11 protein-coding genes are annotated in these 15,298 nt (G+C 71.1%); 4 read left to right on the plus strand and 7 right to left on the minus strand.

All coding sequences use genetic code 11. The annotated features are described in order from the left end of the window. Positions 1-69: 69 nt before the first annotated feature. The 5 genes from ACIBK5_RS25935 to ACIBK5_RS25955 form a co-directional block, all read right to left on the minus strand. A complete protein-coding gene (locus ACIBK5_RS25935; protein WP_399022928.1) occupies positions 70-696 on the minus strand; it encodes a TetR/AcrR family transcriptional regulator in 627 nt (208 codons plus the stop codon). Positions 697-964: 268 nt separating this feature from the next. Further along, positions 965-3,313 (minus strand): glycoside hydrolase family 3 N-terminal domain-containing protein, encoded by a 2,349-nt coding sequence (locus ACIBK5_RS25940; protein WP_399022930.1) that lies wholly within the window; start codon positions 3,311-3,313, stop codon positions 965-967. Between the two features lie 54 nt (positions 3,314-3,367). After that, positions 3,368-5,476, minus strand: a complete 2,109-nt coding sequence (locus ACIBK5_RS25945; protein WP_399022932.1) for a hypothetical protein — start codon at positions 5,474-5,476, stop codon at positions 3,368-3,370. A 31-nt stretch (positions 5,477-5,507) separates the two neighbouring features. Further along, positions 5,508-7,955 (minus strand): glycoside hydrolase family 2 TIM barrel-domain containing protein, encoded by a 2,448-nt coding sequence (locus ACIBK5_RS25950; RefSeq protein ID WP_399022934.1) that lies wholly within the window; start codon positions 7,953-7,955, stop codon positions 5,508-5,510. Positions 7,956-8,207: 252 nt separating this feature from the next. After that, positions 8,208-8,552, minus strand: a complete 345-nt coding sequence (locus ACIBK5_RS25955; protein ID WP_399022936.1) for an ArsR/SmtB family transcription factor — start codon at positions 8,550-8,552, stop codon at positions 8,208-8,210. A gap of 136 nt (positions 8,553-8,688) precedes the next feature. Between ACIBK5_RS25955 and ACIBK5_RS25960 the strand changes: the two genes are divergently transcribed. The 4 genes from ACIBK5_RS25960 (at position 8,689) to ACIBK5_RS25975 (ending at position 13,525) form a co-directional block, all read left to right on the plus strand. Further along, positions 8,689-9,663, plus strand: a complete 975-nt coding sequence (locus ACIBK5_RS25960; RefSeq protein ID WP_399022938.1) for a zinc-binding alcohol dehydrogenase family protein — start codon at positions 8,689-8,691, stop codon at positions 9,661-9,663. 105 nt (positions 9,664-9,768) lie between these two features. Next, entirely contained in the window at positions 9,769-10,719 is a 951-nt protein-coding gene (locus tag ACIBK5_RS25965; protein WP_399022939.1) for an EamA family transporter, read from the plus strand. A 53-nt stretch (positions 10,720-10,772) separates the two neighbouring features. Next, positions 10,773-11,723, plus strand: a complete 951-nt coding sequence (locus ACIBK5_RS25970) for a formylglycine-generating enzyme family protein (RefSeq protein WP_399022941.1) — start codon at positions 10,773-10,775, stop codon at positions 11,721-11,723. 35 nt (positions 11,724-11,758) lie between these two features. Further along, entirely contained in the window at positions 11,759-13,525 is a 1,767-nt protein-coding gene (locus tag ACIBK5_RS25975) for a sulfatase (RefSeq protein ID WP_399022943.1), read from the plus strand. A gap of 42 nt (positions 13,526-13,567) precedes the next feature. Here the strand turns inward: ACIBK5_RS25975 and ACIBK5_RS25980 are convergent, their stop codons facing one another. Together ACIBK5_RS25980 and ACIBK5_RS25985 are read right to left on the minus strand one after the other, a co-directional pair. Further along, complete coding sequence (locus ACIBK5_RS25980; RefSeq protein WP_399022945.1) at positions 13,568-14,620, minus strand: threonine aldolase family protein; 1,053 nt, start codon at positions 14,618-14,620, stop codon at positions 13,568-13,570. Next, entirely contained in the window at positions 14,617-15,288 is a 672-nt protein-coding gene (locus ACIBK5_RS25985) for a TetR/AcrR family transcriptional regulator (RefSeq protein WP_399022946.1), read from the minus strand. The genes ACIBK5_RS25980 and ACIBK5_RS25985 overlap by 4 nt, the downstream gene beginning before the upstream one ends. Between the last annotated feature and the right edge of the window lie 10 nt (positions 15,289-15,298).

Here is a 15,298-nt window from a genome sequence, read left to right on the forward strand (position 1 = left end):
TATCATTGTAAAAATTTGAGGCAGCCGGAGTCTGCCTGAGACCACCACCGGACACCGCGTCGGGCATGGTCAGTCGGCCGACTCGTTGTCCGCTCCGGAAGCAGGCGAGGGCGCCAGCAGTCGCGTGAACGTCTCGGCGATCGCCGCGATGTCCACGGTGGGGTCGTGCATCCACTGGATCTGCAGACCGTCCAGCACGGCGAGCAGCGCCCTGGCGAGGTGCTCGGCCGGTTCGTCGGCCCGGATCCCGCCGGCTCGCTGCTCTTCCTCGAAGTCCCGCGTGACCTCGGTCGCGAGCCCCCGGTAGCGCTCGGTGAAGTAGCTGTGCGCGGGGCTCTCCGGGTCGGTGGCCGCCGCGGAGAGCGTGACGTACAGCTTGGCCAGACCGGGGTGGTCGGTGGTGTGGCGGGTGCTCGCGACCATGCCGTCGATCATGTTCCGGTGCTCCGCCGCGGCGGCACCGGCGGACGCCTTGCCCATCACGTCCCGCCGCTCCAGGACCGCGAGCAGCAGTTCGTCACGGGTGGGGAAGTAGTACGTCAGCGCCGGCTGCGTCACCCCGACCCGGTCGGCGATGTCCTGAAGAGAGGCTCTCTCCCCGTACTCGTCGATGGCCTCGTAGGCGGCCTGGAGAATCTGCTCCCGTCGCTCCGCGCTCTTGCGGTACGGGCCTCGTGGCTTTCGCTGGTTCGTCACTCGTCAGACCGTACTTCACCTCGTGTGGGGACAAGCCGGGTGTGGCCTGTGCGGATGCGCCGGGACGGTTGCCTTCAGGGCGCGGGGGGGGGGGGGGGGGGGGCGCGGGGGGGGGGGGGGGGGGGGGGGGGGGGGGGGGGGGGGGGGGGGGGGGGGGGGGGGGGGGGGGGGGGGGGCCGCGGCCGGGGGGGGGGGGCCCCCCCCCCCCCCCCCGCCCCTCGGCCGGCCGGCCGCCGGTGTGTCAGGGCACCGGGGGCCGCCGGCCGATTCAGCCGACCGTGACCGTCGCGGCGCAGGGGAGTGCGTCGGCGGCGAGTCCGGCCAGTACGGTGACGTCGCCCGGCTCGATGCCGCGGCGCCCGTCGGTCAGGGTGTAGTGGAGCCGCTCGACGGGAGCTTCGAGGGTGAGGCCCCGGGTCTCCCCCGCGGCGAGGCCGACGCGGGCGAAGGCGATCAGCTGCCGTACCGGGCGGACGACGGTGGCGAACTCGTCGCGCACGTACAGCTGTACGACCGTCTCGCCGTCGACGGCGCCGGTGTTCGCCACCGTGAGCCGGGCCCGGATCACACCGTCGGCCAGTTCGGCCGAAGGGCGGTCGTCGCTCTCGTCGAGCGCGACGTCGAAGGTCGTGTACGACAGCCCGTGGCCGAAGGCGTAGAGCGGTCCCTGGGTGGCGAGGTCGCCGTAGCCGTGGCGGGTGCCGGTCGGGTGCTCGTAGCCGCTGCCGTGGTGGTGGCCGTGGTAGAGCGGGATCTGGCCCGGATGGCGCGGGAAGGTGCTGGGCAGCTTGCCGCTGGGGTTGATCCGGCCGAACAGGGTGTGCGCGATGGTGGTGCCCGCCTCCTCGCCGAGCAGGGGTGCGAGCAGGACTGCGTCGGATGCCTGCGCCGCCTTCTCCAGGAGCAGTGGCCGGCCGGAGACGACCACGGTCACCAGTGGCTTGCCGGTGGCGGCCAGATGCTCCAGGAGTTCCTCCTGGTCGCCGGGCAGGGACGGCGAGGCCGTCGACTGGCCCTCGCCCGCGGTGTTGTTGCCGACCCAGCCGGTGCGTTCGCCCAGGACCGCGAGAACCACGTCGGCGTCGGCCACCGCGGCCGCCACGACTCCCGCGTTCAGGGAGCCGTCGTCCTCGAACCGGCCCAGCGACACGAACTCTGCCTTCGCGTCCAGCTCCCGTACGGCGTCCAGCACGGTCGGGGCCTCGGGGTGGAGGCCGCGGGCCACGCCCTCGAAGGTCGGGTCCATGCCGGGAATACGGGTCTGGAAGATGTCCGTGAAGTTGAACGTCGCCGGGTCGACGCCGGGCACCTTGCCCTCCATGACCGCCATCATGCCGAGCGGCATCTCGGCGTTGGATACGGAGGTGTAGGCGCCGAAGTGGATGCGCAGTTCGTCGGCGGCGGGCCCCACGACCACGATGCGGCGCTCCCCCGGGGTCAGCGGCAGGACGCCGTCGTTCTGGAGGAGAACCGTGCCGCGTGTCGCGAGGGCGCGTCGGACCTCGGCGGCCTTCTCGCGATCCGGACGTACTGCCGGCGCGGCAGCCGGCCCGAAGTCGGGGATGAGCCCGACCCTGGCCTTGATGGTCAGGACACGGGCCACGGCCAGGTCGACGACCTTCTCGTCCAGTCGTCCGGCGGTCACCTCGTCGGCCAGGCACACGTAGTTGACGTTGTTCGGCAGTTCGACGTCCAGGCCGGCCGACAGTGCCTGCACCGCCGCCTCGCCCTCCGTGCGGGCGGTGCGGTGGTGGGTGCGCAGCAGGTTCACCGCGTCGTAGTCGCCGACCACGAGGCCGTCGAAACCGAGGGTGTCCCGCAGGAAGTCGGTGAGCAGCCACCTGTTCGCGGCGGCGGGCACACCGTCGATCTCGTTGTACGAGTTCATCACCGACGACAGGCCCGCCTCCGCGATCGCGCGGCGGAACGGCTCGGCGTACTCGTCCACCAGCGCGCGCCGTCCCAGCTGGGTGACCGCCTGGTTCAGCGCGCCCTCGGAGGAGCCGTAGCCCAGGAAGTGCTTGCCGGTCGCGAGGACACCGGGCTCGGACTGCGCGCCCCGCACGAACGCGACGGACAACTGCGCGGCCAGCTCCGGGTCCTCGCCGTACGTCTCGTGGACACGGCCCCAGCGCGGGTCGCGGTTGATGTCCATCACCGGGGAGAACATCAGCTGGATCCCGGCGTCGAGCATGTGCGCCGATGTCACCGTGGCGGCCTGCCGGACCAGCTCGGGATCCCAGGTCGCCGCCTGCCCCCACGCCGTGGGGAACTGCGAACCGGAGGCGTGCAGAAAGCCGTTGATGCCCTCGTTGTGGACCAGCGCGCCGATGCCGAAGGGTGAGACCTCGCGGACGACGAACTGGATCTGCGCGAGCAGCCCCCGCATGCTGTCGGCGTCGTGGCCCAGGAACCAGGCCAGGGACAGGTGTCCCACACCGTGCGGGCGCAGGTCCGCGACACGTCGCGCGTCGACCGTGGGGCCGCCGCCGTCGGACGGTTCCTGGGTGAACAGGTCGGCGGCACTCAGGCCGGCGAGCTGGGCGACCTTCTGTTCCAAGGTGAGCCGGGAGACCAGACGCCGGATGTCTTCAGGGGTCCATGCACCAGTGGCCATGTCAGGTTTCCTTCATCAGTGAGTTCGTCGGGGCCGTCAGGGCCGGTAGGGCCGTCAGGGCCAGACGGTGAAGCCCTCGTGGTGGACCTGCCAGCTGCCGTCGCGTGGGAAGCCGGGGCAGTCGGTGCCGGCGGAGTCCCAGCCGGCCGCCATGAGGGACACGGCCGCGAGCAGGCCGCCGTTGGCGGAGTTGTAGAGCGGCAGGAGGCTGCCGAACTGCGGGTTGTGGCCCACCGCCAAGTAGGCGTTCTTCGGGGTGTCCATCAGCAGGGCGTCCACCGCCAGGTCGGGGCGGCCGACCCGGGTGGCGGTCATCGCCATGACGGGGAAGTCCCAGCCCCAGGCGGAGTCCCACTGCCAGTCGCCGAGGACGTCCAGCAGGGTCGCCTCCATCACGCCGGCGTCGACGAGCGGGCCCGCGGGGAGGAACCCGAGCGCGCACAGCAGCGAGGGGTGGTCGTCACGGCGCAGGTAGGGCTCGGTCGCCACAGCGGAGTAGATACCGTCCCGCTGGTGCGGCGCGACCAGGTTGTCCTGGATGTGCTGCCACCGCTTGTCGCGTTCCCGGCCGAGGCGTTCGCGCCAGGTCTGGGCGATCTCCAGCCCGTACCACCAGTAGGCGAGTTCGAAGGTGGGGTCCTCGGTGGCCTGCGCGTCGTAGAACTCCTGCGCGGGCATCACCGGGGCGGGCAGGTGGTAGCTGCCCGAGCGCTCCTCGACGAAGGAGGCCATGAACCGGGCCGTCTCCTCGACGAGTTCGGCGAAGCGGGTGACCAGGTCCGGCCGACGGTCCTCCGGCAGGCTGCGGTGGAGCAGTTCGAGAAGGTGGAGGGGATGGGGCTGCTGCCAGACGAGCAGTGAGCCGATGTCCGAAGGGCTCTCCCGGCCGTCGGGGCCGACCTGCTTGGGCCAGCGGGCTCCCTCGTAGCTCTGCCGCCGGGCGGTCTCGCGCGCCATGTCGAGGATGGACAGGTACCAGTCCATGCTGCGGGCGAGCAGTTCGGGGCGTCCCCACGCAGCGAAGTGGGCCGCGTGCCACCAGTGCATCTCCAGGTGGAACTTGCCGAACCAGGAGTTGGCGACGAGTCCCGACTCCTGGGGCGGGAGCGAGCCGGAGCTGTTCACGGCGGTCACGTACTGCGACAGCACGACGCGGCGCTCGAGCTCGGCCGCCCGAGGGTCGGTGCTCCCCGCGAAGTCGACGGCCGCACCGGACATCCAGAAGTCGCGCCACCAGGCCGCGGCCGCGCCGGAGACCGAAGCGAAGGTCTCGCCGGACGACTCCCCGTCGGGAGAGAAGCCGACCACGAGTTCCAGCGTGGTCGCCGACCCGGTCAGCTCGAACGCGTGCGGCTCCCGCGCCACGGACAGCGCGCCCTCGGTCCAGTCCAGCCGCACCTCGTACGACGTGTCGTCGAGCACCCGCCGAATGCGAGCGGCCCGTTCCCCCGGCAGTTCGAGTGTCGACTCGTGCCGGTCCGGCGAGGCCCAGTCGGAGGTCTGGAAGAAGCCGTCACTCGCGTAGGGGAACCGCAGAACGACCCCGGCCAGGCCGCTGCTCAGCAGCTCCGACTCGATCCGGAAGGCGACCCGGGCGTGCCGCGGGTCGGCGACCGTGGTGACCCTGACCTCCTGACCGGCGTACTCGAAGCGGCTGGTGAGCGTGCCCGACCACAGGTCGAGCCGCTGGCGGGAGTTGGTGAGCGCACCGGGGTCGCTCTCCGGCTCGGCGCCCGGGGCGGTCCGCAGTCGCAGCCCGACACGGCCGAGGTCGATCCGGTGCGGGTTCATGTGGAGCCAGGCCCCGGCGCGGAGCTCCTCGGCGAGTTCGCCGCCCATCATCGAGGCGGTGTCGAACTTGTCCGGGTACCGCACCGGTCCGCGTGCGGTCCGGTACGTCGACATGGCGTCGTCGAGGACGAACCCGTCGGGGTTGGGCATCGAGTGCCAGCCCCAGTTCGACAGGGTCGCGTTGGTGACGGCGAGCCGCTGCTCGGCGAAGGCCGTGGACTGGTCGTGGTACTCGACGAAGGTCTGCATGCCGGTGATGTCGGCGGTGTAGGCGAAGTCGCCGTTGCCGACGGTCAGGACGTGGGAGGGGTCGGGCCGGCTGATCTCGATGGTGTGGCGGCGGACGAGGGACTCGCGGTCGATCTTGGTCACCGTGTCTCCTGGTGGTGGGGCTCTGCGGTGGCTATTCGGCCGTGACGACGACGTCCACCGGGTCGCATCCCGGCGCGGTCGCGGTGAGGCGGATCTTGCCGACGCCCGTGGGGCGGAGGACGGCCAGCGCGCGGCCCTCGTACGTGCGGCGCTCCGCCGCGTCGAACCGCTCCTCGGTCGACGGGTCGGCGCTGCCGAACCCGATCAGTTCGCCCGCTCCGGAGACCTCGACGCTCAGCGGACGGTCGGCGGCGGGGTGGCAGGTGCCCTGTGCGTCGGTCAGGGTCAGGTTGACGTACGCCAGATCGCCGCCCGTCGCGCCGATGACCTGGCGGTCGGCTTCGACGGTCAGCCGCAGCGGACCGTTGGCCCACCGCAGGCTGGTGCGGCCGGATTCGACGCCGGCCCGGTAGGCGACGGCGACCAGTTCCCCAGGCACGTAGACGATCTCGAACTCGGTGCGGAAGGCGTGCTCCGCGCCCGTCGGCCGCCGCCCGAACGAGTTCCCGTTGCCGATGAGTTCGACCTCGTCGGCGTCGCTGTAGACCTCGACGGTGATCGGCTCGCCCTCGAACCCGGGCCAGGTCCAGCCGGCGAGGCTGTCGCTCCAGGCCCACGGTGACCCCGTCCAGGTCTTTCCGTGGTGCTCGGGTCTGCGGACCGCGATGTACGGCTCGGTCCGCAGGCCGAAGACGATCTCCCGGTAGTAGGAGGCGGGGCGTCGGTGCCCGGTGATGTCGATGTCGCCGCACCCCGCCACCAGGTACGGGTACGGCGCGTTGTGCGCCTGGAGGAAGCCGTCCTCGGCGAGGTACTGGGGTCTGCCGATGCCGGCCTCGCCCAGGTAGTCCCAGCCGGTCCAGGTGAAGTCGCCGATGACGTGGCCGTACCGTTCGACCAGCCGCCAGTTTCCGTGGATGTGGGTGGGGAAGGTCTCGGTGCCCAGGATGACGCGGTTGGGGAACAGGTCCCGGTCGAGGGGGTAGCGCGCCTCTGCGTAGTTCATGCCGGCCACGTCCAGGACGGCGAAGGACTCGGCCGTGCGCTCGGTGACCAGCTCGGAGGAGCTGATCGTGTTCATGGCGTCCCCGGCGTCTGCCATGAGGGTGTTGATGCCGGCGCCGTCCTCGGCCGCCTGCTTCATCCACTGCTCTCGCATCGCGCCCAGCTCGGACATGACCGCGAGCATGCCGTTGACGGCGTTGGTGACGTAGCGGGTCGGGTCCAGGGACCGGATTTTCTCGGCGAGCCTGCGTCCCCACACTGCGCCGAAGGGCGAGCCCGTCTCGGGTATCTCGTTGCCGATCGAGTACATGATGACGCTGGGGTGGTTGAGGTCCTTGGCGACCATCGCCTCGATGTCGCGTTCCCACCACTCGGGGAAGCTCAGGCTGTAGTCGAACTCGCTCTTGCCGGAGGTCCACACGTCGAAGGCCTCGTCCACCACGAGCATGCCGACGCGGTCGCAGGCGTCCAGCATCGCCTTGCTCAACGGCTGGTGGGAGCTGCGGATCGCGTTGAAGCCGGCGTCCTTGAGGATCTCGACCCGGCGCTCCTCGGCCCGGGCGTAGGTCGCCGCGCCGAGCACCCCGTTGTCATGATGGACGCAGGAGCCGCGGAGCTTGACCGTCTCGCCGTTCAGGCGCAGACCGTGCTCGGGGTCCAGGCGCAGTGAGCGGACACCGAAGGTGACCTTCTCCGCGTCCAGGTCCCCCAGGGACACGTGACAGTCGTAGAGGCTCGGTGCCTCGGGGCTCCACAGGGCCGGGGAGGGTACGTACAGGCGCTGCCGGACCGTCACCGACTCCCTGGGCAGCACCGTGACCGGCGATGTGCCGGTGGCGACGACGGTACCGGCGGGGTCCCGTATCTCCGTGACCACGGGGATGGTGCGGACCTCGATCGAGTCGTTGGCCACGTCCGTCGCGACCTCGACCACGGCTCGCGCACCGTCGATGTCGGGGGTGGTGACCCGGACGCCGTCGGGCACGATACGGACCACGTCGCCGACGAGCAGCCAGGTGTCGCGGTAGATCCCCGCCCCCGTGTACCAGCGGGAGTCCCGGTGGGTGCGGGCCTCGACCCGGATCTCGTTCCGCTCGCCCTCGCCGAAGCGCAGGTAGCGGTCGGCGTCGATGCGGAAGTGCGAGTATCCGTAGGGCCGTTGGCCCGCGTAGTCGCCGTTGATGTAGACGGTCGCGTCGCGGTACACGCCTTCGAACTCGACGAAGATGCGCTTGCCCCGGTACTCCTCGGGGACCGAGAAGCTCTTGCGGTACTCGAAGACTCCGCCGGGGAAGTAGGCGCCCGCGGCGTTCTCCATCGTGACGTCGCCGTCCGGAGCGATCCGCTGCTGCTCGATCAGGGCGTCGTGCGGCAGCGTCACCGGCCGGAAGGGGACCACCTGACCGGACAGTTCGGCGAAGGGGTTGACCTTGGGCCGGACCTGCCAGCCGTCGTTGAAGGACGTGCGGATCATGTGGACTCCATGAGTTGTCGGCTCGCCGCCGCACCGGGCGCGATGCGCTGCCCCGACGGCATCGCCGAGAGCGACCGCGATGGGTGCCAGTGCCGAAAATCTATCACCCTAAAAATTTAGCGGCCAGAGGTGATCCGGCGCAGGCCGGACCGACCGGAGACACCGGAGATCCAGGGCCCCGCTCGATGAAGGCGGGACGGGCTGCGAACGGAGCGACGGCCGAGCCGCGGGAAAGGGTCCGGGCCGGGAACGTCAGCCGGTGACGTCGTCCCGGAGAATCAGCTGGAGCAGCCCGGGAAAGCGCGCGTCGAACTCCTCGCGGCGCAGCCGGTTGACCCGCCTGGGGCCTTCGTCACGCTGCTCGACCAGCCCGGCGGCGCGCAGGACCGCGAAGTGATGACTCTTGGCGGCTTTACCGACGGACACGTCGAAGCTCCCACAGCTGCGCGTCCAGTCGGGAGAGCCCGCGAGCTCGCGGATCAGCTGGATGCGCACCGGGTCGGCGACCGCGGACAGGGCGGCTAGAACGGACACATCCGCGGGATCCGTGTGCACCGGCGCCGCACGGTGACTGCCGCCCGCAGCCTGGTTCGACATACACCTCTCCCCGTCCCGCACACCGCCGGGGCACGCTCCGCGGAGCGTCTCGGCCGGTTGCCCAGTGTTCGATGAGTATCTTACAGTCCCAGTGTTCGCTTTTCGTTGAACACTGTCTCGAAGGGTGCGTCCTCTCATGCGTGCAGTCGAGTTCCAGGAGTACGGCGCCCCCGAGGTGCTGAAGATCGTGCAGGCCGAGGCCCCCGAACCGGGTCCGGGCCAGGTGACCATCGAGGCCGCGTACGTCGGTGTGAACTTCGCCGACCTCAAGGCGCGAGCCGAGGGCTACCGGGTGGGCTCGCTGCCCTTCCGCCCGGGCCTTGAGGTGTCCGGACGGATCCGGGCCGTCGGCCAAGGGGTCGAAGGGCTGAGCGCGGGCCAGGAGGTCGCCGCACTCGTCGGCGGCGCCTACGCCGAGGTGGTTCTCGCCGAGTCCGCGACCGTCTTCCCGCTTCCCGAGGGCGTCGACCTGCGCACCGGGGCCACGTTGCCCACGGTGGTGCCGACCGCGCACGCCCTGTTGCACGAGGTGGGTCGGCTGAGGGCCGGCGAGTCCGTGCTGGTGCAGGGTGCCGCCGGAGGCATCGGCACGGTGGCCGGGCAACTGGCCCGGGCGGCCGGCGCCGGCGCGGTGTACGGCGTGGTCTCCTCGACGGCCAAGGCCGGGCACGCCCTGAAGCACGGCTACGACGAGGTGTTCACCGCCGGCTCCTTCGACGAGGACGTCCGTCGCGCCACCGGCGGCAGGGGCGTCGACCTGGTCCTCGACCCGGTCGGCGGCGACACGCTGCGCCGCGGCCTCGGCGTGCTGGCCACCTTCGGACGCCTGGTGTCCTTCGGCAACGCGAGCGGTGAAGAGCCGTGGCAGGTCGGGCAACGCGACCTGTACGCCCGGGGCCGCTCAGTCGGGGGCTTCTCCGTCCTGGCTCTCGCGCAGTCGGCACCCGAGGAGCTGCGAGCGCTTGCCGAGCGAGCCTTCCGCAAGGTTTCCGACGGCACCGTGAGCCTGCCGGTCACCGCGGAGTTCCCCCTTGCGGACGCGGCCGAGGCCCATCGGCTGATGGGCGGGCGTACGTCGACGGGCAAGTTGCTGCTGCGGGTGGCCGACTGAGCACCGCCGCACCCGGAAGACCGCAGAGCAGCACGGGTGAGGGCCGGCGAAACCCGACACGCCGTCCCGCGCCGGCATCCCGTACGACAGGAACCCGAAGCAGACATGCATGACAGCAGGGCGACACGCGGGCTGGCCGCAACCGTCGGGCGCATACCCGCTCCTGGGCTCGTGCTGGGCGGTGTGTGCGGAATCCAGTTCGGTGCGGCCTTCTCGCCGCAGGTGTATCCGCAGGTGGGCGCGGCAGGCGTGGTGTTCCTCCGACTGCTCGTCGCGGGGGTGCTGCTCTGCCTGCTGTGGCGCCCGCGGCGGCGGTCGCTGACCTCGGTCAAGGACGCCCGGGTGACCGTGGTCGGCGCCGGAGCACTGCTGGCGGGGCACCATCTCGCGTTCTACGAGGCCGTGAAGTACATCCCGCTGGGGGCCGTGGCCACGATCGAGTTCCTCGGCCCGTTCGCCATCGCCCTGGCCGGTTCCCGCCGGGCGGCCGACCTGCTCCCGGCATGCCTGGCCGCCGGTGGAGTTCTCCTGCTGGGCGGGGGCGGCGTCCCTCTCGACCCGGCGGGGCTCGCTCTGGCCGCGGCGGCGGCGTGCTGCTGGGCCGGCTACATCCTCGTCTCCGCGCGCATGGCCCGCACCCTCAGCGGCGGTCAGGGCCTCGCGTTGGCGATCCTGTGGGCCGCACTGTTGAGCGCGCCCTACGGCATCGCACAGGGAGGTAGCGCCCTCCTGGACCCCCATGTTCTCTGGGTCGCGGCAGTGGTGGCGGTGGCCTCCAGCGTGCTTCCGTACTCGTGCAACCTGGAGGCACTGCGCCGCATCCCGCCGCGCGTGTTCGGCGTGCTGACGAGCCTGGAGCCCGCGGCCGGCGCCCTGTTCGGCCTGCTCATCCTGGGGCAGATGCTTGCCTGGCCGCAGTGGCTCGGTATCGCGGCGGTCGCCTGCGCCTCCGTCGCCGCCACACTCCTGGGGTCCGGGAAGCGGCCGAGGTCACGTGTGACCGCCAAGGGCGATCCGGAGCACGAACCCCAAAAATCTATCGCTCTAAAAAATTAACGGTTAGAGTTGCCGCAGCTCTCACGCCCCGCCCGACCAGGAGCCCGGCACCCATGGAGACCAGCCACGTCGCACGCCCCACCTGCTGTGCCCCACGGGGCAGTGGAACATCCGCTGCCCCGACGGCCGTGCGGCGCGCGGAGCGCCCTGGCTCCCTGGACGGCATGGTGCGGCTCCCCGGCAGCGACTTCCTCATGGGCGCCGACGACGCCGAGGGCTTCCCGGCGGACGGCGAAGGGCCGGTGCGGACGGTGCGTCTGAGCGCCTTCCACATCGACGCTCACGCGGTCAGCAACGAGAAGTTCGCGGAGTTCGCCGACGCCACGGGGTACCTCACCGAGGCCGAGCGCATCGGCTGGTCCTATGTCTTCGCGGGCTTCCTGCCCGGCGCACTGCGGCGCGGGGCGCCTCGCCCGGCTCGCACGCCCTGGTGGTGCGGTGTCACCGCGGCCCGCTGGGACCAGCCCGAGGGCCCGGGCAGCACACTGGACGGCCGCGAGAACCACCCGGTGGTGCACATCTCCTGGAACGACGCCGCCGCCTACTGCGCCTGGGCGGGCAAGCGGCTGCCCACCGAGGCCGAGTGGGAGTACGCGGCCCGCGGCGGACTGGAGCAGCAGCGCTACCCCTGGGGCGACGAGCTCGACCCGGCCGGCACGTACCGCTGCAACATCTGGCGCGGCACCTTCCCCGCCAAGAACACCGCTGCGGACGGCTACCGGGCCACAGCACCGGTCGACGCCTTCGAGCCCAACGGATTCGGCCTCCACAACACCTCGGGCAACGTCTGGGAATGGTGCGCCGACTGGTGGTCCGTGGACCACACGGCCGGTACCGCGACCGACCCGAAGGGTCCCGCCACCGGCCAGGAGAAGGTGATCCGCGGCGGCTCCCACCTGTGCCACAGGTCGTACTGCAACCGGTACCGCGTAGCCGCCCGTACCGCCAACACACCCGACGGAGCCAGCGGCCACACCGGGTTCCGCTGCGCGCGAGACGCCTGAACACACGTGCCCGACAGCCGAAGGAGCACCACGGCATGAAAGCCATCATGGTGATGTTCGACAGCCTCAACCGGCACATGCTGCCGCCCTACGGCTGTGACTGGACGCACGCCCCCAACTTCGCGCGACTTGCCGAGCGGACCGCCACGTTCGACCACTGCTACGCGGGATCCATGCCCTGCATGCCGGCCCGCCGCGAGCTCCACACCGGGCGTCACAACTTCCTGCACCGCAGCTGGGGCCCGCTGGAACCGTTCGACGACTCGATGCCCGAACTGCTCAAGCGCGCCGGGGTGCACACCCACCTGGCCAGCGACCACCCCCACTACTGGGAGGACGGCGGGGCGACCTACCACGGCCGGTACACCACCTGGGAGTTCTTCCGCGGCCAGGAGGGCGACCCGTGGAAGGGGCACGTCGCCGACCCGCCCATGCCCGAGCAGGACGTCAAGGAGCTGCGGCTGGAGGGCTACCGGCAGGACTGGGTCAACCGGCTGTACATGCGGACCGAGGACCGTCACCCCCAGACCCTCACCTTCGACGCGGGCCTGGACTTCATCCGCACCAACCACGACCAGGACCGCTGGTTCGTGCAGATCGAGACCTTCGACCCGCACGAGCCGTTCTTCAGCCACGAGCGGTACAAGGACCTCTACCCGGAGGACTACGACGGCCCGCACTTCGACTGGCCCGACTACCGGCAGGTCACCGAGACCGACGCACAGGTCCAGCACGCCCGCCGCGAGTACGCCGCCCTGCTGTCCATGTGCGACAAGTCCCTCGGCCGCGTCCTCGACATGATGGACGAACACGGCATGTGGCGGGACACGCTGCTGATCGTCAACACCGACCACGGCCTGCTGCTCGGCGAGAAGGACTGGTGGGGCAAGTCGGTACAGCCCTGGTACGACGAGCTGGTCCATCTCCCGCTGTTCGTCTGGGATCCACGGGCCGGCGTCGCCGGAGAGCGCCGCGAGGCTCTCGTCCAGACCATCGATCTGGCCCCCACGCTGCTGGAGTTCTTCGGCGTGGAGAGGCCGGCCGACATGCAGGGTGTCCCGCTGCCGGTCGCCTCCGACGAACCGGTGCGTGAGGCGGGGCTGTTCGGCATCCACGGCGGGCATGTCAACGTCACCGACGGCCGGTACGTGTACATGCGCGCGCCGGTCTCCGCCGACAACTCCCCCCTGTTCGAGCACACATTGATGCCGACGCACATGCGGGGGCGCTTCACCGCCGAGGAGCTGTCCGGCCTCCAACTGGCCGAGCCGTTCGCCTTCACGAAGGGCGTCCGCACGATCCGGACGACCGGGCGGACCTTCTTCAACCCGTACCGCTTCGGCACACTCCTCTACGACCTGCGGACCGACCCGGAACAGCGCACGCCGATCGTCGACGACGAGGTGGAGCTGCGCATGGCGAACCTGCTCGTCGACCTCATGCGGGCGGGTGACGCCCCGCCGAGCCAGTACGAGCGCCTGGGCCTGCCCGCCGACGGACCGGTGACGGACTCGCACCTGCTGGTGCGCGAGCAGCGCCACCAGGCCGAACAGGCCGCCGAACCGCTCCCCCGCCCCGAGGACTTCCCCGCCGGCCGCTTCTCCCTGCGCACTCCGATCACGGCGCTCGTCTCCGACCCCAAGGCCGTCGAGGTCCTGCGCACGCACGCCCCCACTCTGGTGGACACCGAACTCCTCCAGACGATCGGCTCGACGTCCCTGATCTCCCTGGCCGCCCTGTCCGGCGGTATGTTCCCCACGGCGACGCTCCGCGTGCTCGCGGAGGAACTGTCGGCGTTGTGAACCACCGCGTCGCCCGGCCGCGGACTGGTCTCGCCCCCTCGGTCAGGCGAGGTGGCGGCCGACGGCCCGGACGAGGTGGTCGACGTCCTGCTCGGTGGTCGCGAAGGAGGTCACGAAGCGGACGACACCCGGCTCCCAGCGGTCGTGGTAGAAGGCGTATCCGTCGGCCAGCAGACCGTCGATGGTCCGCTGCGGGAGTCGGCAGAAGAGAATGTTGGCGTCGGCCGCCCCGAGCAGACCGACCTCGGGTATCGCCTTCAGCCCCTCCTGGAGCCGCGCGGCCATCGTGTTCGCGTGGCTCGCGTTGCGCAGCCACAGCTCGTCGGTCAGGTAGGCCTCCAACTGGGCGGCGTGAAAGCGCATCTTGGAGGCGAGCTGGCCGGCGCGCTTGGCGCGGAAGGCGAGTTCGGCGGTGAGGGAGCGGTCGAAGACGACGATCGCGTCGGCGGTCATCGTGCCGTTCTTCGTCGCGCCGAAGGAGAGCAGGTCGACCCCCGCCCGCCAGGTCGTCTCGGCCGGGCTGCAGCCGAGAGCGGCGACGGCTCCGGCGAAGCGGGCACCGTCCATGTGCAGACGCAGGCCCGCCTCCTTGGCGATCCGACCGAGGGTGTGTGTCTCGTCGAGGGTGTACACGGATCCGGTCTCGGTGGCCTGCGTGATGCTCACCACCGAGGGTTCCACGCTGTGCACGTCTCCGGCCTTGTGGCGTACCGCCGCCCGCAGTTCGGCGGGGTCGAGCTTCGCGTCATGACCCCCGAGCGGGACGAGCTTGGCGCCCGCCGTGTAGAACTCGGGCGCCCCGCACTCGTCGTTGTTGATGTGGCTCTCGCGGTGGCACAGCACGCTGCCCCAGGGCGGGGTCAGCGCGGCCAGGCTCAGGGCGTTGGCGGCGGACCCGGTGGAGACGAGCAGCACGTCGACGTCACGCTCGAAGACCTCGCACAGGCGGCGCCGGACATCGCCGGTGACGGTGTCGGCGCCGTACGGGAGTGCCTGGCCGGAGGCCGCGCGGCTCACGGCGTCGACGATCTCCGGTGAGGCCCCGGCGACGTTGTCGCTGCTGAAGACGCGAGCCGTGGGAACGGTGGTGCTCATGGTCGGGTTCCTTGCTGTTCGTGGACGGAGGGCGAGGCGATGGCGGCGGCGATGAGCTGGCGCAGCGCGCCGTAGTAGACCTCGTGGTCGGTGACCGCGGGCACGATCGCGGCGAGGTTGCCGCTCAGCACGGGGAACCGCTCCGGATCGAGCGTGGCCAGCGCGGTGCGGGTGGCCGCCTGGGCGGCCTTGGTGTCCCGGTGGTCGACGAAGCCCGCGCTGCCGAGGGTGAGCAGATACATCCGCCGGTACGCGGTGATCGCCTCCTCGGCAGTCATTCCGGCAGCGAGGCTGTCGGCGAGCTGCGGCTCGACCAGCCGGGCCAGCAGATGAGGGCCGAGCCAGGGCCGTGTGCCGCGCAGGGCGAGCAGTCCCGGATGGGCCGCCAGCAGCCGGTAGAGGGCGGTGAACCGGGTCTCGGTGGCGGCGGCCCAGTCGGTGTCCGAGCCGACCTCGGGCAGCCGGGCGGCCAGATGGTCGATGCACAGGTCCAGCAGTCCTGCCAGGTCGGTGCACCGGCGCTGGAGCGAGGCGAGGGAGATCTCCAGTCGCGCCGCCAGCGCACGGAACGTCAACGCCTCAGGGCCCCCCTCGTCGATCAGGACGAGGGCGGTTTCGGCGATGCGGTCCGGGGTCGCACGGTCCAGTGAAGGTGAGTGCCGAGGCATACGGGTCATC

The organism is Streptomyces sp. NPDC050546 (assembly GCF_044457425.1).
Lineage (GTDB): Bacteria > Actinomycetota > Actinomycetes > Streptomycetales > Streptomycetaceae > Streptomyces.

Excerpts from the sequence above, each read along its gene's own strand:
- ACIBK5_RS25985 (WP_399022946.1), bottom strand. The coding sequence starts at position 15,288 with ATGCCTCGGCACTCACCTTCACTGGACCGTGCGACCCCGGACCGCATC.
- ACIBK5_RS25960 (WP_399022938.1), top strand. The coding sequence starts at position 8,689 with ATGCGTGCAGTCGAGTTCCAGGAGTACGGCGCCCCCGAGGTGCTGAAG.
- ACIBK5_RS25965 (WP_399022939.1), top strand. The coding sequence starts at position 9,769 with ATGCATGACAGCAGGGCGACACGCGGGCTGGCCGCAACCGTCGGGCGC.
- ACIBK5_RS25950 (WP_399022934.1), bottom strand. The coding sequence starts at position 7,955 with ATGATCCGCACGTCCTTCAACGACGGCTGGCAGGTCCGGCCCAAGGTC.
- ACIBK5_RS25970 (WP_399022941.1), top strand. The coding sequence starts at position 10,773 with ATGGAGACCAGCCACGTCGCACGCCCCACCTGCTGTGCCCCACGGGGC.
- ACIBK5_RS25940 (WP_399022930.1), bottom strand. The coding sequence starts at position 3,313 with ATGGCCACTGGTGCATGGACCCCTGAAGACATCCGGCGTCTGGTCTCC.
- ACIBK5_RS25975 (WP_399022943.1), top strand. The coding sequence starts at position 11,759 with ATGAAAGCCATCATGGTGATGTTCGACAGCCTCAACCGGCACATGCTG.
- ACIBK5_RS25955 (WP_399022936.1), bottom strand. The coding sequence starts at position 8,552 with ATGTCGAACCAGGCTGCGGGCGGCAGTCACCGTGCGGCGCCGGTGCAC.
- ACIBK5_RS25980 (WP_399022945.1), bottom strand. The coding sequence starts at position 14,620 with ATGAGCACCACCGTTCCCACGGCTCGCGTCTTCAGCAGCGACAACGTC.